The organism is Candidatus Pelagibacter sp. Uisw_113, from assembly GCF_047717815.1.
In the GTDB taxonomy this organism is placed as follows: domain Bacteria; phylum Pseudomonadota; class Alphaproteobacteria; order Pelagibacterales; family Pelagibacteraceae; genus Pelagibacter.
The window spans coordinates 979916-996101 of sequence record NZ_CP159809.1; the positions used below are offsets into that span (position 1 = coordinate 979916).

Below are 16186 nucleotides of genomic sequence, written 5' to 3' on the forward strand. Positions count from 1 at the left end.
TTATGTTTGCTAATTACTTAGCTTTTCTACCACCTGATTGCATTGCTGCAGCCCAAATGATTAGACCAAATGCAGTTTTGTTTAGCAAGTCAGCTATGTTGTAAATCACGTTTAGTGAGTTAGCATCTACACCACCTGTTAGGTAACCAAATACATAACCTAATGGGTAAATTGCCCAACCAACTGTAACGATCATTCTCATTGCACCAAATGCAGTAACAAGAGCTTTGTTTCCACTTTTTGCTGCAGCTTTTCCTGCTTCACCAGAGAATACTTCATAAAGAATGTAGAACCATCCAGCCATACCGATTACAAAACCAAGCGTAGCATTAATGTATCCTGCTTCTCCTAGGTATCCACCTACAAGCATCACAACTGTTCCAATTAACAATCTCCAGAATATTCCAGAATTTGCTTTTCCTACTGCTGCTAGAATTAGGTAAAATTCTATCATTAGTAATGGTACAGTGATTAACCAGTCAATATATCTGTAAACTGTTGGTGACTCACCAGTCATAACCCATACATCTCTCATATACATGTAATGTATAAAGGCAATACCAGTTACTAGACCAGCTACAATTATTGAAGTTCTCCAACCTGCTGCAACATTTCCAGCTTCTAAGAAAAAGAAAGCAGTCGACGCTAACATCACCATTGTTACTAGCCAGAATGAAATCCCAACAAAGTCGTCAGAAGCCAATAAGGCTGTTTCTGCGTTTGCTGCACCTGATAGACCCATTAGGGCTACAGCTGCAAGAGCAAACAATTTTAGTTTTTTCATAAAAAACTCCCTCTTATGTTAGTTTTTAACTTTTAGTTTATATAAACTAGACTTAAACAAACGCTCAAGTCATGTTGAAGGTTAACTATCAAAGTTATCTAGTTTTTAGAAGGCTTAATTACATCTAATTTGTATTGATTTTACTTACTTTTTAAATTTTAATACAATTTTTAATTTAATAAGCTTAAAAAACTAACAAAATAGAATCAAATCATATGTCAAAAAAATTTAACGATATTTACCAAAATTCTTTAAAAAACCCTGAAGATTTTTGGCAAGAAGTCTCTAATGATATTTTTTGGTTTAAAAAACCTACTAAAATTTTAAATAAATCCAATCCACCTTTTTATAAATGGTTTGAGGATGGTGTTACCAACACTTGTTATAATGCTTTAGATATTCATATCGATCAAGGTAGAGGTGACAAGCTAGCTTTAATCTATGACAGCCCAATAACTGGCAACAAAAAGCAGTTTACCTACAAAGAATTAAGAGAAAAAGTTTCAAAATTTGCAGGAGCGCTAAGAAATCAAGGAGTCGACAAAGGTGATAGAGTTATAATCTATATGCCCATGATTCCAGAGGCAGTTATAGCAATGTTAGCATGTGGAAGAATTGGAGCAATCCACTCTGTGGTGTTTGGAGGTTTTGCCTCAAATGAACTTGCTAGCAGAATTGATGACAGTAAAGCAAAAGTAATAGTTACAGCTTCATGTGGCTTTGAACCTGGAAAAACTGTTGAGTATAAACCATTGGTTGATGCAGCAATTAAGATGGCTTCTCATAAAATAGATAAGATGATCTTGTTTCAAAGAATAAACCATACGGTCGAACTTAATGCTCCAAAAGAAATCAGTTGGGGTGAAGCACTTTCAAATGCAAAAGAAGTAGATTGTGTTGAAATGAATTCAAATGATTTAGCTTATATTTTGTATACATCAGGAACTACAGGTGTGCCAAAAGGAATAGTTAGGGATATTGGAGGTCATATAGTTGCTCTTAAATGGACTATGAAAAATATTTACAATATTGATGCTGATGATGTTTGGTGGTCAGCAAGTGATATCGGATGGATTGTTGGACATTCATATATTGTTTATGCCCCTTTATTTAAAGGTTGCACTACAGTATTATTTGAAGGTAAGCCCGTTGGCACTCCTGATGCTGGTGCTTTTTGGAAAATAATTTCAGACTATAAAGTAAAATCCCTTTTTACTGCACCAACTGCTTTTCGAGCTATTAAAAAAGAAGACCCTGAAGGTAAGTTTTTTTCTAAATATGATTTAAGTAAATTTGAGTCATTATTTTTAGCTGGTGAGAGAGCTGACCCAGATACTATTAAATGGGCAGAAAATTTATTAAAAGTTCCAGTAATTGATCATTGGTGGCAAACTGAAACAAGTTGGGCAATTAGCTCTAATTGTACAGGAATTGAAATGATGAAAACAAAATATGGCTCAGCATGTAAGGCAGTTCCTGGGTATGATGTTCAAATCATGAAGCCAGATCAAACTTTAGCAAAACCTAATGAAATGGGGGATATAGTTGTAAAATTACCTTTACCCCCTGGAACTTTTCCAACCTTATGGAATGCAGATAAAAGATACAAAGATAATTATATGACGAACTATGAAGGTTACTATGAAACATATGATGCAGGTCATATAGATGAAGATGGTTACATTTGGATTATGTCTAGAACAGATGACATTATTAATGTTGCAGGCCACAGATTATCGACAGGTGCAATTGAAGAAGTTCTTTCTGAGCACCAGTCAGTAGCTGAATGTGCAGTATTAGGAATTGCTGATAAATTAAAAGGGCAATTACCAATTGGTCTAGTCGTTCTTAAGACAGGTGTTAAAAAAGATAACGAAACTATTTCAAAAGAATGTATCAAAATGGTTAGAGATACTATTGGACCAGTAGCAGCATTTAAAACTGTAATTGTTATTAAAAGATTACCAAAAACAAGATCTGGAAAAATATTAAGAGGAACTATTAGAAAAATTGCTGATAATGAAGAGTATAAGGTGCCAGCAACTATTGATGATCCTGCTATCTTAACTGAGATAAAAGAGGACTTAATTAAAAATAATATTCTTAAGTAGCGATTAAAACATATCTAATTTTAATAGTTGCAATTGTTTATGCAACATGGAGTGGTCTTGGAGTATTTACTGTTGCAATATTGGGGTATGCTTTCTTTAAACAGTCTTTATCTTGGCAGGCTATATTAGGATTATTTTTTATTGTTTTTGGGGTAGTGTTTGTAAATAGCTTTTCTGTAAAAACTATCTAAAATTTTAAAGGCTTACCCTCAGGATCGCCTAAAATTTTACCATCACTCATTTTAATTTGACCATTAATGATTGTAGATACAGGCGTTCCTTTAAATTTAAACCCATCAAAAGGTGACCAGCCACATTTACTTTCAATATTTTCATTCTTAATTTCAATTGTCTTGTTCATGTCTACAATTGTGAAATCAGCGTCAAATCCTTCTTTTATAAAACCTTTGTTTTTGATTCCAAAAATCTTAATTGGATTTTCACATATAGAGTTCATTAATTGCTCTAAAGTTAATTTTCCATCATTAACATGATTTAACATAACTGGTAAAAGTGTTTGAACACCAGGCATGCCAGATGGTGAGTTTGGATATCTTTTTTCTTTATTCTCTTTTAAGTGTGGAGCGTGATCAGAACCAATTGTATCATTAAGATTATTTTTTACCCCATACCACAATCTATCATAATGAGACTTGTCTCTTAAAGGTGGATTCATTTGAGCATAAGTTCCAAGTTTATCATAACAATCTGGAGCGTAGATTGTTAAATGTTGTGGGGTAATCTCAAATGTTATGTTGCCTTTGTGTTGTGATAAAAAATCAATCTCTTCTTTTGTGGTAATGTGAAGAATATGGGCTTTTTTCTTATATCGCTCAGCAATTCTAACTATTCTTCTAGTAGATGAGATTGCACATTCGACACTTCTCCAAATTGGATGTGAATGAACATCTCCTTCTTTAATTAATTTTTTATTAATATTTAAAATTGCTTCATCCTCTGAATGTACTGCAACAACTTTTGAGCTACTTTGAAATACTTTTTCAATATCCTCTTCCTCAGCAACTAAAAGGTTTCCAGTTGATGATCCAGCAAACAGTTTAATTCCGCAACAACCCTCTAGATTTACCAGATCTGCTAACTCATTTGCGTTATCAGCTGTTGCACCAAAATAAAATGCATAATTGCAATACATTCTATTTTTGGCAAGATCTAACTTTTTCTGAAACTCTGCCTTGGTCGAAGTTGGCGGATTAGTATTTGGCATCTCAAACACGCTTGTTATGCCACCTACTATTGCAGCCCTACTTCCTGAATGAAGGTCTTCTGTGTCTGTTGACCCAGGTTCTCTAAAATGAGTTTGTGTATCAATGCACCCGGGTAAAACTGTTAACCCTTTAGCATCAAAAATCTCTTTCGCTTCACTCTCAATTTTACCAATTTTTATAATCTTACCATTTTTAATTGCTATATCTTGATCTTTAAGATCTTTATCTATGTAGCATGAACCGTTTTTAATTATTAGATCTAACATTTATGAAAAAAGTAATTATATTATATTTAAACATCAATCAATTATGAATACACAAAAAGTATATATTTTAGAAGATAGAGGGATTCTCTACATAAATGGAGCTGATGCTAAAGAATTTCTACAAAATTTAATTAGTAATGACATTAACAAGGTTGGTGATGCTAATAGCTGCTTTGCATCATTACTAACTCCACAGGGAAAATTTCTATTTGCTTTTATTATTGTAAAACATAAAGCTGGTTATCTCATAGATTGTGAAAAATCTCAAATAGAGGCTCTTTTTAAACAGCTCAATGTTTATAAACTTAGATCAGATGTTGAGATTATGAACTTGAGCAATGAATTTGTAATTGCAGCATTTAATTATGAAAAGTTTTTGAAATTTGAGGGCGCCAAAGATCAACCTGGTTATACAATAAAATACAGGGAAGACCCTATTTTATTAGACCCAAGAAATAAAGATCTGGGCGCAAGACTTATTATTAATTTAGAAAAACTTTATCTATCTTTAAAAAAATTAGAGCTAAAAGACTCCCCAATTGATGAGTATTATCAGTTAAGTCATAAATTAGGAATTCCTCAAAGAAATATGAATGAATTACAGAATAAATTATTTGGTATTGAGTGTAATTTTGAAGAACTAAATGGAATAGACTTTCAAAAGGGCTGTTATGTTGGGCAAGAGAATACTGCAAGAATCAAATTAAAAAATAAACTTTCAAAAAGATTACTACCTGTTGAGTTAATAGAGGGAAAGTTAAATCAAGATGATTTAATCTATAATGGCGAGTTTGAAGTGGGGAAAATTTTAATAAGTAACAAATATCCTTTTGCTTTAATTAAATATTTAGATAATAATTTTAATCAAAAAAATGAGTTTGAGAGCAAAAATGCTAAGTTAAAGATTAAGAAACCATACTGGATTAAAGAGTAGCTACTTTACAAACTTAGTTAAATCTGGTTTAAAATATTTTGGTCCTTTCATAACTTTTCCTGAGTCATTATATATAGGCTTACTGTCTTCACCTAACTTACTCATATTGGAATTTTGCACTTCCTCAAAACATTTATCAAGATCAATACCAAATGCATGTCCAGCTCCATAAGTTACATATAATATGTCTGTTAAAGCATCAGCAACTTCTAAAAGGTCTTTGTTTTCCATTGCAACCTTAAGTTCCTCTAGCTCTTCCTTAATTAGATCATATCTGAGGCTATTAATTTTATCATTGCTAAAAGATGGTTTATTTTTTACCTCTTGACCAAAGGTTTTCATAAAAATTTTTACTTTATTAAAATTTGACATTTAGCTCCTGTAAGTTTTTAAAATTTAATATATGATTATAATAAAATATTAATTATATATTAATCAATGAAATTAAGAAAAGAATTCGATAGCATTGGAAACATTAACGTACCAAGTGATAAATATTGGGGTGCATCAACTCAAAGATCTAATAAATTTTTCAATATTGGAAAAATTTTAGTTAATATTTCCATAATAAAATCTATTGCAATTATTAAAAAGTCTGCTGCTTTAGTTCATTATAAAGAAAAGCAAATAAATAAAAAAATTACCAATTCGATAATTAAAGCTTCAGATGAGGTTGTTAAAGGAAAACTAGATGAAAATTTTCCTTTAAAGATTTGGCAAACAGGTTCTGGTACACAAACTAATATGAATGTTAATGAGGTGATTGCAAATAGAGCGATTGAAATATTAGGTGGAAAAAAAGGTTCAAAAAAGCCTGTTCACCCAAATGATCATGTAAATAAATCACAATCAACCAATGATATTTTTCCAACAGCTATGCATATATCTGTTGCTCAAGAAACTATATCAAAACTATTACCAAATTTAAAAATTTTAGAAAAAGAATTAGCAAAAAAATCTAAAGAATTTAAGAATATTATCAAAATTGGTAGAACTCATTTACAAGATGCAACACCATTATCACTTGGGCAAGAATTTTCAGGCTACCAGGTGCAGCTAAAAAAATGTATTGAGAGAATTGAGCTTGCACTTAAAGAAATATATTTTCTAGCGCAAGGAGGGACGGCTGTTGGGACTGGAATTAATTCTAAAAAAGGTTTTGATAAAAAAATTGTTAAAGAAATTGCTAAATATACCAAAATCCCTTTTAAACCTGCTGCTAATAAATTTGCAGAACTAGCAGCTCATGATTCTATCGTAAATTTTTCAGGCACACTAAATACATGCGCTGTTGCCTTAATGAAAATATCAAACGATATAAGATTTTTAGGTTCAGGACCTCGTGCTGGATATGGTGAATTAATATTACCAGAAAATGAACCTGGTTCATCTATTATGCCTGGTAAGGTTAACCCTACTCAATGTGAGGCTGTCACAATGGTTTGTGCTCAGGTGATTGGTAATCACACAGGAATTACAGTAGCTGGTTCTCATGGTCACTTTGAATTAAATGTATTTAAACCAATGATTGCTCATAACATACTTCAGTCGATAGATCTTATCGCTGATAGTACTAAAAATTTTGCGATTTATTGTGTTAAAGGAATTAAAGCTAACAAAAAAAGAATTAAAGAACATCTGGATAATTCATTAATGCTAGTAACAGCGCTAGCTCCACATATCGGATATGATAATGCTGCAAAAATTGCAAAGACTGCTCTAAAAAATGGAACGACACTAAAACATGAAACTCTTAAAACAGGTCTTGTTGATAGGAGAAATTATGAGAGAATTGTAGATCCTAAAAAAATGATCTACCCCTCATAAAGACCTATTAGTTCATTCAATATTCTTCTACTCCTAGTTAAATTATTAGAATTATTATCAGCGAAAGTTTCAACTATATTTTTAAATTGATCGCTTACTTCATTATCATTTATTTTAATATTTTTAAATTCAATTTGATTAGTTGCAAAATCATAAATTACATTTAGTTTAATATTTTTAATATCTTTTCTTGAATTCTTGCTAGTATTTAAAAAAGAAAACAGCTTATCGATATCCTTAATATCTATTGATAAATTAGTAGCTAAAGTCAACTTGTTACTTTTTAGAAACAAATCACTATTAGAGATTTCCAAAGAACCAATATCATCACTAATAAATATTGAGTTATCAAAATTTATTTTACCATTTAAAATTTTTAATTTTATATTAGCATCATTAAAAATTTCATCTCTTATTTTTGAGTTAACATTTATTAAAGTATTAATACTTATATTTTCATTAAATAATAACCCCGACTTAATAAATTCATTTATAATTGAATTTGAAATAAATAAATCAGAAATCTTATAATTGTCTAAATCAATTTTTAGATCTAGATCAAAAGGGTTTATTCCCAATCTTCCATTATAATTTACTTTGGAATTGTGCATTCTAGAATTGCTCGATTTAAATTCTATTATTTTATCAAGAACATTATACTTAGTAATAATTGTTGAGTTTAATACTGAAAGACTATTTGTGCCAGTAATTAAATTTTCATCTAATTTAAATCTTTCATTTATTATTTTTAATCCAAGATCATTAGCCTCAATCTCAATTCTTTTGCTCTTCTTTGAATTAAGTGTGCGCTGGTAGTTCAGGCTAAAAGGAATATTAAACACCTGCCCTTTTAAATCTGTTAAATTAAGCAGTTTCTTTTCATCAAAAAAAATGGAGGCATTTGAAATTTTAATAATTGCAGTTATCTCACTTAAATTATCTTTAAAAAAAATATTACTGTTATTTATTTTAATTTTTTTAGTGGAAAACTTATTTTTAGTATTTGCTGATAATCTTTTAAGGTCACTTTTAAACAAAGAAAAGTTTGCCTCATGAATAATCACCTCATCTATAGCAAGATTATTTTTATTAAAAAAATTATTTTGGTTAATATAAATATTGATTATTCCAAATTTTGCTAAAGAAATTGTGGAATTTATGATGGAAAAGTGAGGCCTTGGCAGAATACGATACGAAATATCAGATGTATTAATTAGACTAATATTAAACTCATTTTTTAATTCTTCTGTAATCTTGTTTTGTAGCCAATTTTTGTCATATAAAAGAGGTATTAGTAAATAAAATATGTAAATAAATAATATACTAATGATTGCTATGACATATTTATTAAAAGTACTAACTTGAAAATTATTATTTGTTTTATTTTCAAGTTTGAATATTGTCTTTTTAATTAAGTTATTAAAATTTTTAACAATTTGTTTCATAAATCACAGTGAAAGTTTAATAGCTTATAATGAAATTTAAAAAATGATAAACTCTGAATATCTAAATAACCTTAATAATGCTCAAAAAGAAGCTGTTTTGCATCTTGATGGGCCGTTACTAATTGTTGCAGGAGCTGGATCTGGTAAAACAAAAGTGCTCACTTCAAGAATTGCTCATATAATCAATGAAAAAAAGGCTTTCCCCAATCAAATCTTGTCAGTGACTTTTACTAATAAAGCTGCAAAAGAAATGCAAAATAGAGTAAGCTCTATATTAAATTCTGAGGCTATAGGGCTTTCATGGCTTGGAACTTTTCATTCTATATGCGCAAAGCTACTCAGAAAACACGCACCTGCAGCTGGATTAACTTCTAATTTTACAATTATTGATACAGATGACCAGGTAAGATTAATCAAAAATATATGTAAAGCTGAAAATATAGACATAAAACAATTGGCTCCCAAGTTTATCCTTTCAATAATTGATAGATGGAAAAATAAAGGGTTCTACCCAGATGAAGTTGTTATCAATAAAAATGATATTTTTGAGAAAACTATACTTCCTCTTTATAAAATTTATCAACAAAAGTTATTAGATTTAAACGCATGCGACTTTGGAGATTTAATTTTACACGTGGTTAAAATTTTAGAAAAAAATGAAGACATAAGAAATATTTATTCAAACAATTTTAAATATATACTTGTGGATGAGTACCAAGATACTAACTATATTCAAAGTAGATGGCTTAACCTGCTCTCAGAAAAACATAAAAATTTGTGTTGTGTTGGAGATGATGATCAATCCATTTATAGTTGGCGCGGAGCAGAAATAAAAAATTTCTTAGAATTTGACCAAGTATATAAAAATTCAAAAGTAATAAGATTAGAAGAAAACTATCGTTCCTCACAAAATATATTATCTGTTGCTTCAAATCTAATAGCTAATAATCAAAACAGAGTTGGCAAAACTTTAAAGACAACTATGGAGGAGGGAGATCTTGTAAAACTTAATTGTTTTAAAAATGGAAAAGATGAAGCAATAGGAGTTTCTGATGAAATTGAAAAAAAACTTAAAAAAAAATATTCTTTTAACAATATTGCTATTTTAGTTAGGGCTATTTTTCAAACAAGAGAATTTGAAGAACGATTTTTAAAGATTGGATTACCTTACAGAATCCTTGGTGGTACAAAATTTTATGAAAGAGCAGAAATTAAAGACTGCGTAGCTTACTTAAGATTGATTCATCAGCCAAAAGATGATTTGGCATTTGGCAGAATAGTAAATAACCCTAAAAGAGCAATTGGTGAAAACACTATAAGATTAATACATGAGTTTTCGAAAGAAAACTCTGTTAGTTTAGAAATTGCATCAAAAAAATTAATTGAAGAAAATTTAATTAAACCCAAAACTAAAATTGGTCTTAGCTCATTTTTATTTCTCATTGATAAATGGAGAAATGACATCAGCATTAAAAAAATTAATCACGTTAGATTATTACAATTAGTTTTAGATGAATCTGGTTACTCTAGTATGCTAAAGAATAAAAAAGATGTAGAAAATGAAAGTAGACTTGAAAATATTAAAGAACTTTTAAGTGCAATGAAAGATTTTGACAATTTGGAAAGTTTTCTTGAGCATGTGGCTCTTGCTACTTCAGTAGATCAGGATTGGGATGGAGAAAAAGTTAACATGATGACAATGCATGGATCCAAAGGACTTGAATTTGACGCAGTTTTCTTACCTGGTTGGGAAGAAGGTCTATTTCCACACCAAAAATCTATTGAAGAAAAAGGTCAAAATGGCCTTGAAGAAGAAAGACGATTGGCTTATGTGGGAATAACAAGAGCCAAAAAAAAAGCACTTATATCTTTTGCTATGAATAGGTTTTATCAGGGAAATTGGATAGACAGTATGGCTTCAAGGTTTATTGAGGAATTACCAGAAAAATTTTTAGAAAAAAATTCTTTTTTTGATGATTCTAAAGACAATGAAGATGACTTTGAGTTTAATCAAGATTTTGAAATTGAAGAAGGAACCAGAAGCCCAGGATGGATAAGATATCAAAAAAGAATTAAATGATTTTAGAAAAAATAAAAATTTTAAGAAACAAATTTAAACAACATGACATTGATGGTTACATTATTCCAAAAAATGATGAATATTTTTCTGAATATGCAAAAAATGACAGGCTAAAGAATATTACTGGCTTTTCAGGTTCAGCAGGTTTCGCTGTAATTTTAAAAAAACAAAATTATTTATTTGTCGATGGAAGATATACTATTCAAGCACAACAACAGTCATCTAAAAATTTTAAGATAATCGAAATTCATAGAAAACTACCTCATTCAATTATTAAAAATTTTAATTTAGGTTACGACCCAAAACTATTTACATCCAAATTGCTTAGTAAATATTTTATAAATAATAACCTAATTTCTATTGATCACAACTTAATTGATCAAATATTTCGATTTAAAGAAAAGCATACAAAGCCATTCTATTCTCTGAGCAAAAAAATTGTAGGTGAGGCTTACAGCTCTAAAATTTCTAAAGTTGTAAAATTTCTTAAAAACAACAAAGCAGATCATTGTTTCATTTCTGCGCCAGAAAATATAGCTTGGCTTTTAAATATACGTGGATACGATAATCCAAATAGTCCAATTGCAAATGCCAGGTTAATATTAAACCAAAAAAATAAATTATTTTTAATAGCAAATGAAAATAATTTAAAAAATCTTCTTTTAGATAAAAAAATTAAAAAAAAACAAATTTTATCAATCAAATCACTTCCACAATTTTTAAAAAAATTAAAAGGTAAAAATTTTATTATTGATAATAAAACTTGCTCAATTTTCTATGAAAAAATAATTAAGTCAAAATTTAATATACTTAAATTTAGTGATCCAATCTACGAACTGAAATCCATCAAAAATTCCAATGAAATAAAACATATGATTGAAGCTCATAAACAAGATGGTTTAGCATTAACAAGATTTATTTATTGGATTAAAAATATTAATAAAAAGAAAATAACAGAGGTAGATGCACAAAATAAATTAGAAGAATTTCGAAAACTAAATAAAGATTATTTATTTCCAAGTTTTGACACTATTGCTGGTGCTGGTTCAAATGGTGCAATTGTTCATTATAGAGCTAATAAAAAAACAACTAAAAAAATTGAAAAAAGAGACATTTTATTGGTAGATTCTGGTGGACAATATCATTACGGAACTACGGATGTTACTAGAACCATTTCATTTTCAAAACAAAACAAGTTTATTAAAAATACTTATACAAACGTATTAAAGGGTCATATTGCAGTTGCCTTAACAAACTTGAATAAGGATAATACTGGGAAAAAAATCGACATAAGAGCTAGAAAATTTTTAAAAAAAGAGGGTCAAGATTATACCCACGGAACAGGACATGGAGTTGGTTTTTTTTTAAATGTTCATGAGGGGCCTCAATCAATTTCAAAACATAATTCTATAAAGATAAAGAATGGAATGATCCTAAGTAATGAACCTGGTTTTTATAAAAAGAACCACTTTGGTATCAGAATTGAAAACTTAATTTATGCTAAAGAAACCAAAAGAAGCTTTAATTTTGAAAACCTTACACTCGCTCCTTTAGAAAAAGATTTAATTAACTATGAGCTATTAAATAAAGTAGAAAAAAACTATTTATTTAAATATCATCTAAATATTTATTCAGAATTTTCTAGTTTGCTTAATAAAAAAGAAAGAAAATGGTTAGCTACTCTTATTTAGCATTTTTAACCATTCTGCTTGATTTATAACTTTTATATTCCAATCCTTAGCTGTATTTACTTTTTGTACAGTTGGTTTTTCTCCAGAAATTAAATAATCAAGCTTTTTATTAACATTACTAATTATTTTTCCTGAATTTTGTTCTATTAATGATTTTGCTTCCGCTCTGCTAATGCCATTTAACTTTCCAGTTAACATAAAAGTTTTATTTTTTAATAGCCCTTTACTATTTATTAAAATTACATCTTTGATTAATAAATTTTTTTCTAGCTCATTTAACACTTTGCGATTAGTTCTATTTAAGAAAAATTTTTTGATGGACTGAATTTGTGTATTCCCAATTCCATCGATATTAGATAAATTTTCAATATTACTTTCTCCTGATAGTTGAAAAAAATTAGGCGATGTTTTAAGATGTCTTGCGATAAGCTTTGCATTTTCTTGCCCTATATGCCTTATACCCAATGAATAAATAAATCGCTCTAGAGAAATATTTTTTTTTTCTTCAATTGAAAATTTTAAATTAGCAACTGATAATTTCCCCCATCCTTCAAGTTCTTCTACTTTACTATAGTTAAGCATAAATATATCCTGAGGAAGTCTAATTAATTTTAAGTTCCAAAAATTTTCAACAATTTTCTTACCAAATCCATCTATATTAAATGCATCCTTAGAAACAAAATGTTTAATTCTTTCTATGGCAATCTTTTCACATTCAAACCCTTCACTAGCACACCTTCTTACAGCATCTTGTTTTTTGGTTATCTCATTATAATCTTTAATTGTTTTACTCCCACAAGATGGGCACTTAAGAGGAAAAATAAATTTTTTTGAGTTTTGTTTTCTTTTTTTTAAATCTACCAAGACTACATGCGGAATTACATCTCCAGCTCTTTCAACTGTAACTGTATCTCCTACTCTTATGTCTTTTCTAATAATTTCATCTTCATTATGAAGTGTTGCATTTGAAACTATTACACCTCCAATATTAACTGGTTTAATTTTTGCAACCGGAGTAAGTGCTCCTGTTCTGCCAATTTGTATTTCAATATTCATAATTTCTGAAGTTGAACTATTGGCTGAAAACTTATGTGCTATTGCCCATCTGGGTGCGTTGGCAGCAAAACCCAATCTTTTTTGCAAGTCAAAATCATTAACTTTATAAACAATTCCATCTATATCAAATGCCAACTCTTTTCTTTTTTTCTCTAATTTTTTATGATTTAATATTAAATTTTTAACACCAATAATTTTTTTGTTAAATGGGTTTGTTTTAAAGCCCCATAATTTTAAGTTTTCTAAAAAACTTGTTTGGTCGTTAATATTCATTTTTTTTTCATAACCATATGTGTAAGCAATAAATTTTAGTGGAATTTTTGCTGTTATTAATGAATTTTTTTGTCTTAGAGATCCAGAAGCAGCATTTCTAGGATTTGCAAACTTGTCATTAATTTTTTTAAAATCATCATTTTCTATAAAAACCTCACCTCTAATATCTATTTCTTCGGGGAAATTACTAAGAGTAATTTCTAAAGGTATATCCTTAATTGTTTTTATATTTTGAGTAATATCCTCTCCCTCATTGCCGTCTCCCCGAGAAAGTCCTTTCGTTAATTTTCCATTAACATAAATTAAGGATGCGGATATTCCATCAATTTTTGGTTCAGCACTATATTCGATAGAATTCGAATTTTTTAAACTTAAAAAATTAATTATTTTTTTTTCAAAATTTTCTAAGTCCTCTTCATTAAAGGCATTTCCAAGTGATAACATTGCAACTTTATGTTTTATTTTTTGAAAATTTTTTGATGGTTTAAAGCCTACTGATAATGATGGTGATTTTTTATTTCTTAAAAAAGTATATCTATCTTCTAATTGTAATATTTCTTTCTTTAAAATATCAAAATCACTATCACTTATTATTGAATTACTTTCTAAATAATATGATTTGTTATATTTTATAAATTGATTAATTTTCTTTAGATACGTCTCTTCAATTAACTTAATATTCATATTAGTCTAGGATAGACTTTAGTTTTTCTAATCTCGTTTTTTTTTTTGTTTTTTTCTTTTTATAAGAATATTTGTAATCTTTATTAAACATTTTATAAGATTGTTCATACCATTCACTTGACTGATAATTATATCCAAGCAAGTTTGCATACTTTTTTGACTCGTTAATTAATCCAATTTTATAATATATTTCTACTAATCGCAGAAGAGCCTCTTCAACATAGATAGTTTTTTCATATTCATCTAAGATGAATTTTAATCTATTAATAGCAGGAATCCATTTTTCTTTCTTTATATAATGTTTCGCAACAAACATTTCTTTTGATGCTAAAGTTTCTTCTATTAAGTCTAATTTAAATTTTGAGTCTAAAGCATATTCGCTATTTGGATATTTATTAATAATAAATTGAAACTTATTCTTAGATTCTAATAAGGGTTTTAAATCCTTTTTTTGATCTATAATTTTGCTATAATATGACATTGCTAGTAAATATTGTGCATATGAGATTCTGGGATTTGTTGGATATAACTTTTCAAATTGTTCAAGTTGAAAAATTGAGTCATTATAGTAACCATCAGTATAATATGAATATGCTGCCATCAATGAAGATTTTGCGGCCCATTCTGATTGTGGGTATAATAACTCAGCCTCATTAAACTTTTTAGCAGCTAAAAGAAAATCTTCTTTTTCATATGCTTCTAATCCCTCTTTATATACCTCACTCACTTGCTGGTCTAGATCAGTGCCTACTAAAATTGAAATATCTTTATCCCCTTTACTTGAGCAACCTATAGTTAAGAATATAATAAATAAGAATAAATATTTAATTAATATTTTCATCAACTACTTTTAACAGAAAATTTTTAAAATTCTAAGTCTTTATGCAACAGATCTTACATGGCTTTTGTTGATAAAAGCATGTGGTAAGTTTTTTTCTTGAATTTCTAGAATAGAAAAATTTTCTCTATTATTAAAAACTTTTCTTAATAATTGATTTGTAAGTTTATGTCCCCCTTGTGAACAAACAACCTTACCAATTATCTTGTATCCAGCTAAGTATAAGTCACCCATGCAGTCTAAAATTTTATGGTTAACAAACTCTTTCTTATTTCTTAAGCCTTCTTCGTTTAAAATTCTATTTTTATCTACTACTATTGCATTATCAAGACTACCACCTTTAGCTAAACCCATTTTTTTTAGTTTTTCAACATCTTCATATAAGCAAAATGTTCTTGAGTTATAAATATCATTTAAATCCGACTCGTACATTTTAATCATATTTCTTTGTGTGCCAATAAGGCTATTTTCATATTTAAGTTCAAAATCTATGTCTAGACTCATTTTACTTGGTTCTATCGAAATATATTTTTCATTATCTTTAAATTCTATTTTTTTTTCTATTTTAATAATTTTTATTGGTTTATCAGAAGTTTCAACTCCAGTATTTCTAATTGCTTCAACAAAAAATTTTGCAGAACCATCTAGAATTGGTACTTCTTCATTATCAATTTCTACTAAAGCATTATCTATGCCCATTCCATAAAAAGCACCCATTAAATGTTCAAGAGTAGAAATGCTAACACCATGTACGTTTGAAATTGTGGTACAGAGAACTGTGCTACTAACATTAAAAACATTTGGAATTACAATATTATTATCTTTTAAGTCAATTCTTTTAAAAACTATTCCTGTATTTGCTTCAGAGGGTTTTATTGTTAAGTTTACGTCTAAACCGCTATGAAGCCCTACACCTTTTATGTTAATATTTTTTTTAACAGTTTTTTGGTTTAATAAAGACATGTTCGTAA

13 protein-coding genes are annotated in these 16186 nt (G+C 28.7%); 6 read left to right on the forward strand and 7 right to left on the reverse strand.

Annotated elements, in window-relative coordinates; all coding sequences use genetic code 11:
• Window positions 1–13: 13 nt before the first annotated feature.
• Window positions 14–784, reverse strand: coding sequence for a bacteriorhodopsin-like (locus ABXT39_RS05325; RefSeq protein ID WP_415294715.1), 771 nt, complete (start codon window positions 782–784; stop codon window positions 14–16).
• A gap of 215 nt (window positions 785–999) precedes the next feature.
• Here ABXT39_RS05325 and ABXT39_RS05330 point away from each other — a divergent pair, with 215 nt between their 5' ends.
• Entirely contained in the window at window positions 1000–2895 is a 1896-nt protein-coding gene (locus ABXT39_RS05330; RefSeq protein WP_415294716.1) for a propionyl-CoA synthetase, read from the forward strand.
• A gap of 32 nt (window positions 2896–2927) precedes the next feature.
• Window positions 2928–3086, forward strand: a complete 159-nt coding sequence (locus tag ABXT39_RS05335) for an SMR family transporter (protein WP_415295922.1) — start codon at window positions 2928–2930, stop codon at window positions 3084–3086.
• Here ABXT39_RS05335 and ABXT39_RS05340 read toward each other — a convergent pair.
• Window positions 3083–4387 carry a dihydroorotase gene (locus tag ABXT39_RS05340; protein ID WP_415294717.1) on the reverse strand — a complete coding sequence of 435 codons (1305 nt, stop codon included), beginning with the start codon at window positions 4385–4387 and terminating at the stop codon, window positions 3083–3085. The genes ABXT39_RS05335 and ABXT39_RS05340 overlap by 4 nt on opposite strands.
• A 43-nt stretch (window positions 4388–4430) precedes the next feature.
• Between ABXT39_RS05340 and ABXT39_RS05345 the strand changes: the two genes are divergently transcribed.
• The gene (locus ABXT39_RS05345) at window positions 4431–5321 is read left to right on the forward strand and encodes a YgfZ/GcvT domain-containing protein (RefSeq protein WP_415294718.1); all 891 of its coding nucleotides are present in this window, start codon (window positions 4431–4433) and stop codon (window positions 5319–5321) included.
• Here the strand turns inward: ABXT39_RS05345 and ABXT39_RS05350 are convergent, their stop codons facing one another.
• On the reverse strand, window positions 5322–5693 hold the full coding sequence (locus ABXT39_RS05350) for a phosphoribosyl-ATP diphosphatase (RefSeq protein ID WP_415294719.1): 372 nt from the start codon (window positions 5691–5693) through the stop codon (window positions 5322–5324). It abuts the gene before it with no gap.
• A gap of 66 nt (window positions 5694–5759) precedes the next feature.
• On the opposite strand from ABXT39_RS05350, the gene fumC reads away from it, so the two are divergent.
• Window positions 5760–7148 carry a class II fumarate hydratase gene (gene fumC / locus ABXT39_RS05355; protein WP_415294720.1) on the forward strand — a complete coding sequence of 463 codons (1389 nt, stop codon included), beginning with the start codon at window positions 5760–5762 and terminating at the stop codon, window positions 7146–7148.
• Here fumC and ABXT39_RS05360 read toward each other — a convergent pair.
• On the reverse strand, window positions 7136–8593 hold the full coding sequence (locus tag ABXT39_RS05360) for a hypothetical protein (protein ID WP_415294721.1): 1458 nt from the start codon (window positions 8591–8593) through the stop codon (window positions 7136–7138). The genes fumC and ABXT39_RS05360 overlap by 13 nt on opposite strands.
• A gap of 43 nt (window positions 8594–8636) precedes the next feature.
• Here ABXT39_RS05360 and ABXT39_RS05365 point away from each other — a divergent pair, with 43 nt between their 5' ends.
• Entirely contained in the window at window positions 8637–10673 is a 2037-nt protein-coding gene (locus ABXT39_RS05365; RefSeq protein WP_415294722.1) for an ATP-dependent helicase, read from the forward strand.
• Window positions 10670–12364 carry a M24 family metallopeptidase gene (locus ABXT39_RS05370; RefSeq protein WP_415294723.1) on the forward strand — a complete coding sequence of 565 codons (1695 nt, stop codon included), beginning with the start codon at window positions 10670–10672 and terminating at the stop codon, window positions 12362–12364. Before ABXT39_RS05365 ends, ABXT39_RS05370 begins: the two co-directional genes overlap by 4 nt.
• On the opposite strand, the gene ligA is transcribed toward ABXT39_RS05370, so the two are convergent.
• From ligA to lpxC, 3 genes are read right to left on the reverse strand one after another with little or no spacing between them, the layout of a single operon-like run.
• Complete coding sequence (ligA, locus tag ABXT39_RS05375; protein WP_415294724.1) at window positions 12347–14377, reverse strand: NAD-dependent DNA ligase LigA; 2031 nt, start codon at window positions 14375–14377, stop codon at window positions 12347–12349. The genes ABXT39_RS05370 and ligA overlap by 18 nt on opposite strands.
• 1 nt (window position 14378) lies before the next feature.
• Window positions 14379–15218 carry an outer membrane protein assembly factor BamD gene (locus ABXT39_RS05380; protein ID WP_415294725.1) on the reverse strand — a complete coding sequence of 280 codons (840 nt, stop codon included), beginning with the start codon at window positions 15216–15218 and terminating at the stop codon, window positions 14379–14381.
• A gap of 39 nt (window positions 15219–15257) precedes the next feature.
• Window positions 15258–16178: a UDP-3-O-acyl-N-acetylglucosamine deacetylase gene (gene lpxC / locus ABXT39_RS05385; protein ID WP_415294726.1), complete on the reverse strand. Its 921-nt coding sequence runs from the start codon at window positions 16176–16178 to the stop codon at window positions 15258–15260.
• Between the last annotated feature and the right edge of the window lie 8 nt (window positions 16179–16186).

Bases quoted from the DNA above. Each gene is read 5' to 3' on its own strand.
- ABXT39_RS05350 (WP_415294719.1), bottom strand. From the start codon at position 5,693: ATGTCAAATTTTAATAAAGTAAAAATTTTTATGAAAACCTTTGGTCAA.
- ABXT39_RS05380 (WP_415294725.1), bottom strand. From the start codon at position 15,218: ATGAAAATATTAATTAAATATTTATTCTTATTTATTATATTCTTAACT.
- fumC (WP_415294720.1), top strand. From the start codon at position 5,760: ATGAAATTAAGAAAAGAATTCGATAGCATTGGAAACATTAACGTACCA.
- ABXT39_RS05365 (WP_415294722.1), top strand. From the start codon at position 8,637: ATGATAAACTCTGAATATCTAAATAACCTTAATAATGCTCAAAAAGAA.
- lpxC (WP_415294726.1), bottom strand. From the start codon at position 16,178: ATGTCTTTATTAAACCAAAAAACTGTTAAAAAAAATATTAACATAAAA.
- ABXT39_RS05340 (WP_415294717.1), bottom strand. From the start codon at position 4,387: ATGTTAGATCTAATAATTAAAAACGGTTCATGCTACATAGATAAAGAT.
- ABXT39_RS05345 (WP_415294718.1), top strand. From the start codon at position 4,431: ATGAATACACAAAAAGTATATATTTTAGAAGATAGAGGGATTCTCTAC.
- ABXT39_RS05360 (WP_415294721.1), bottom strand. From the start codon at position 8,593: ATGAAACAAATTGTTAAAAATTTTAATAACTTAATTAAAAAGACAATA.
- ABXT39_RS05370 (WP_415294723.1), top strand. From the start codon at position 10,670: ATGATTTTAGAAAAAATAAAAATTTTAAGAAACAAATTTAAACAACAT.
- ligA (WP_415294724.1), bottom strand. From the start codon at position 14,377: ATGAATATTAAGTTAATTGAAGAGACGTATCTAAAGAAAATTAATCAA.
- ABXT39_RS05325 (WP_415294715.1), bottom strand. From the start codon at position 784: ATGAAAAAACTAAAATTGTTTGCTCTTGCAGCTGTAGCCCTAATGGGT.
- ABXT39_RS05330 (WP_415294716.1), top strand. From the start codon at position 1,000: ATGTCAAAAAAATTTAACGATATTTACCAAAATTCTTTAAAAAACCCT.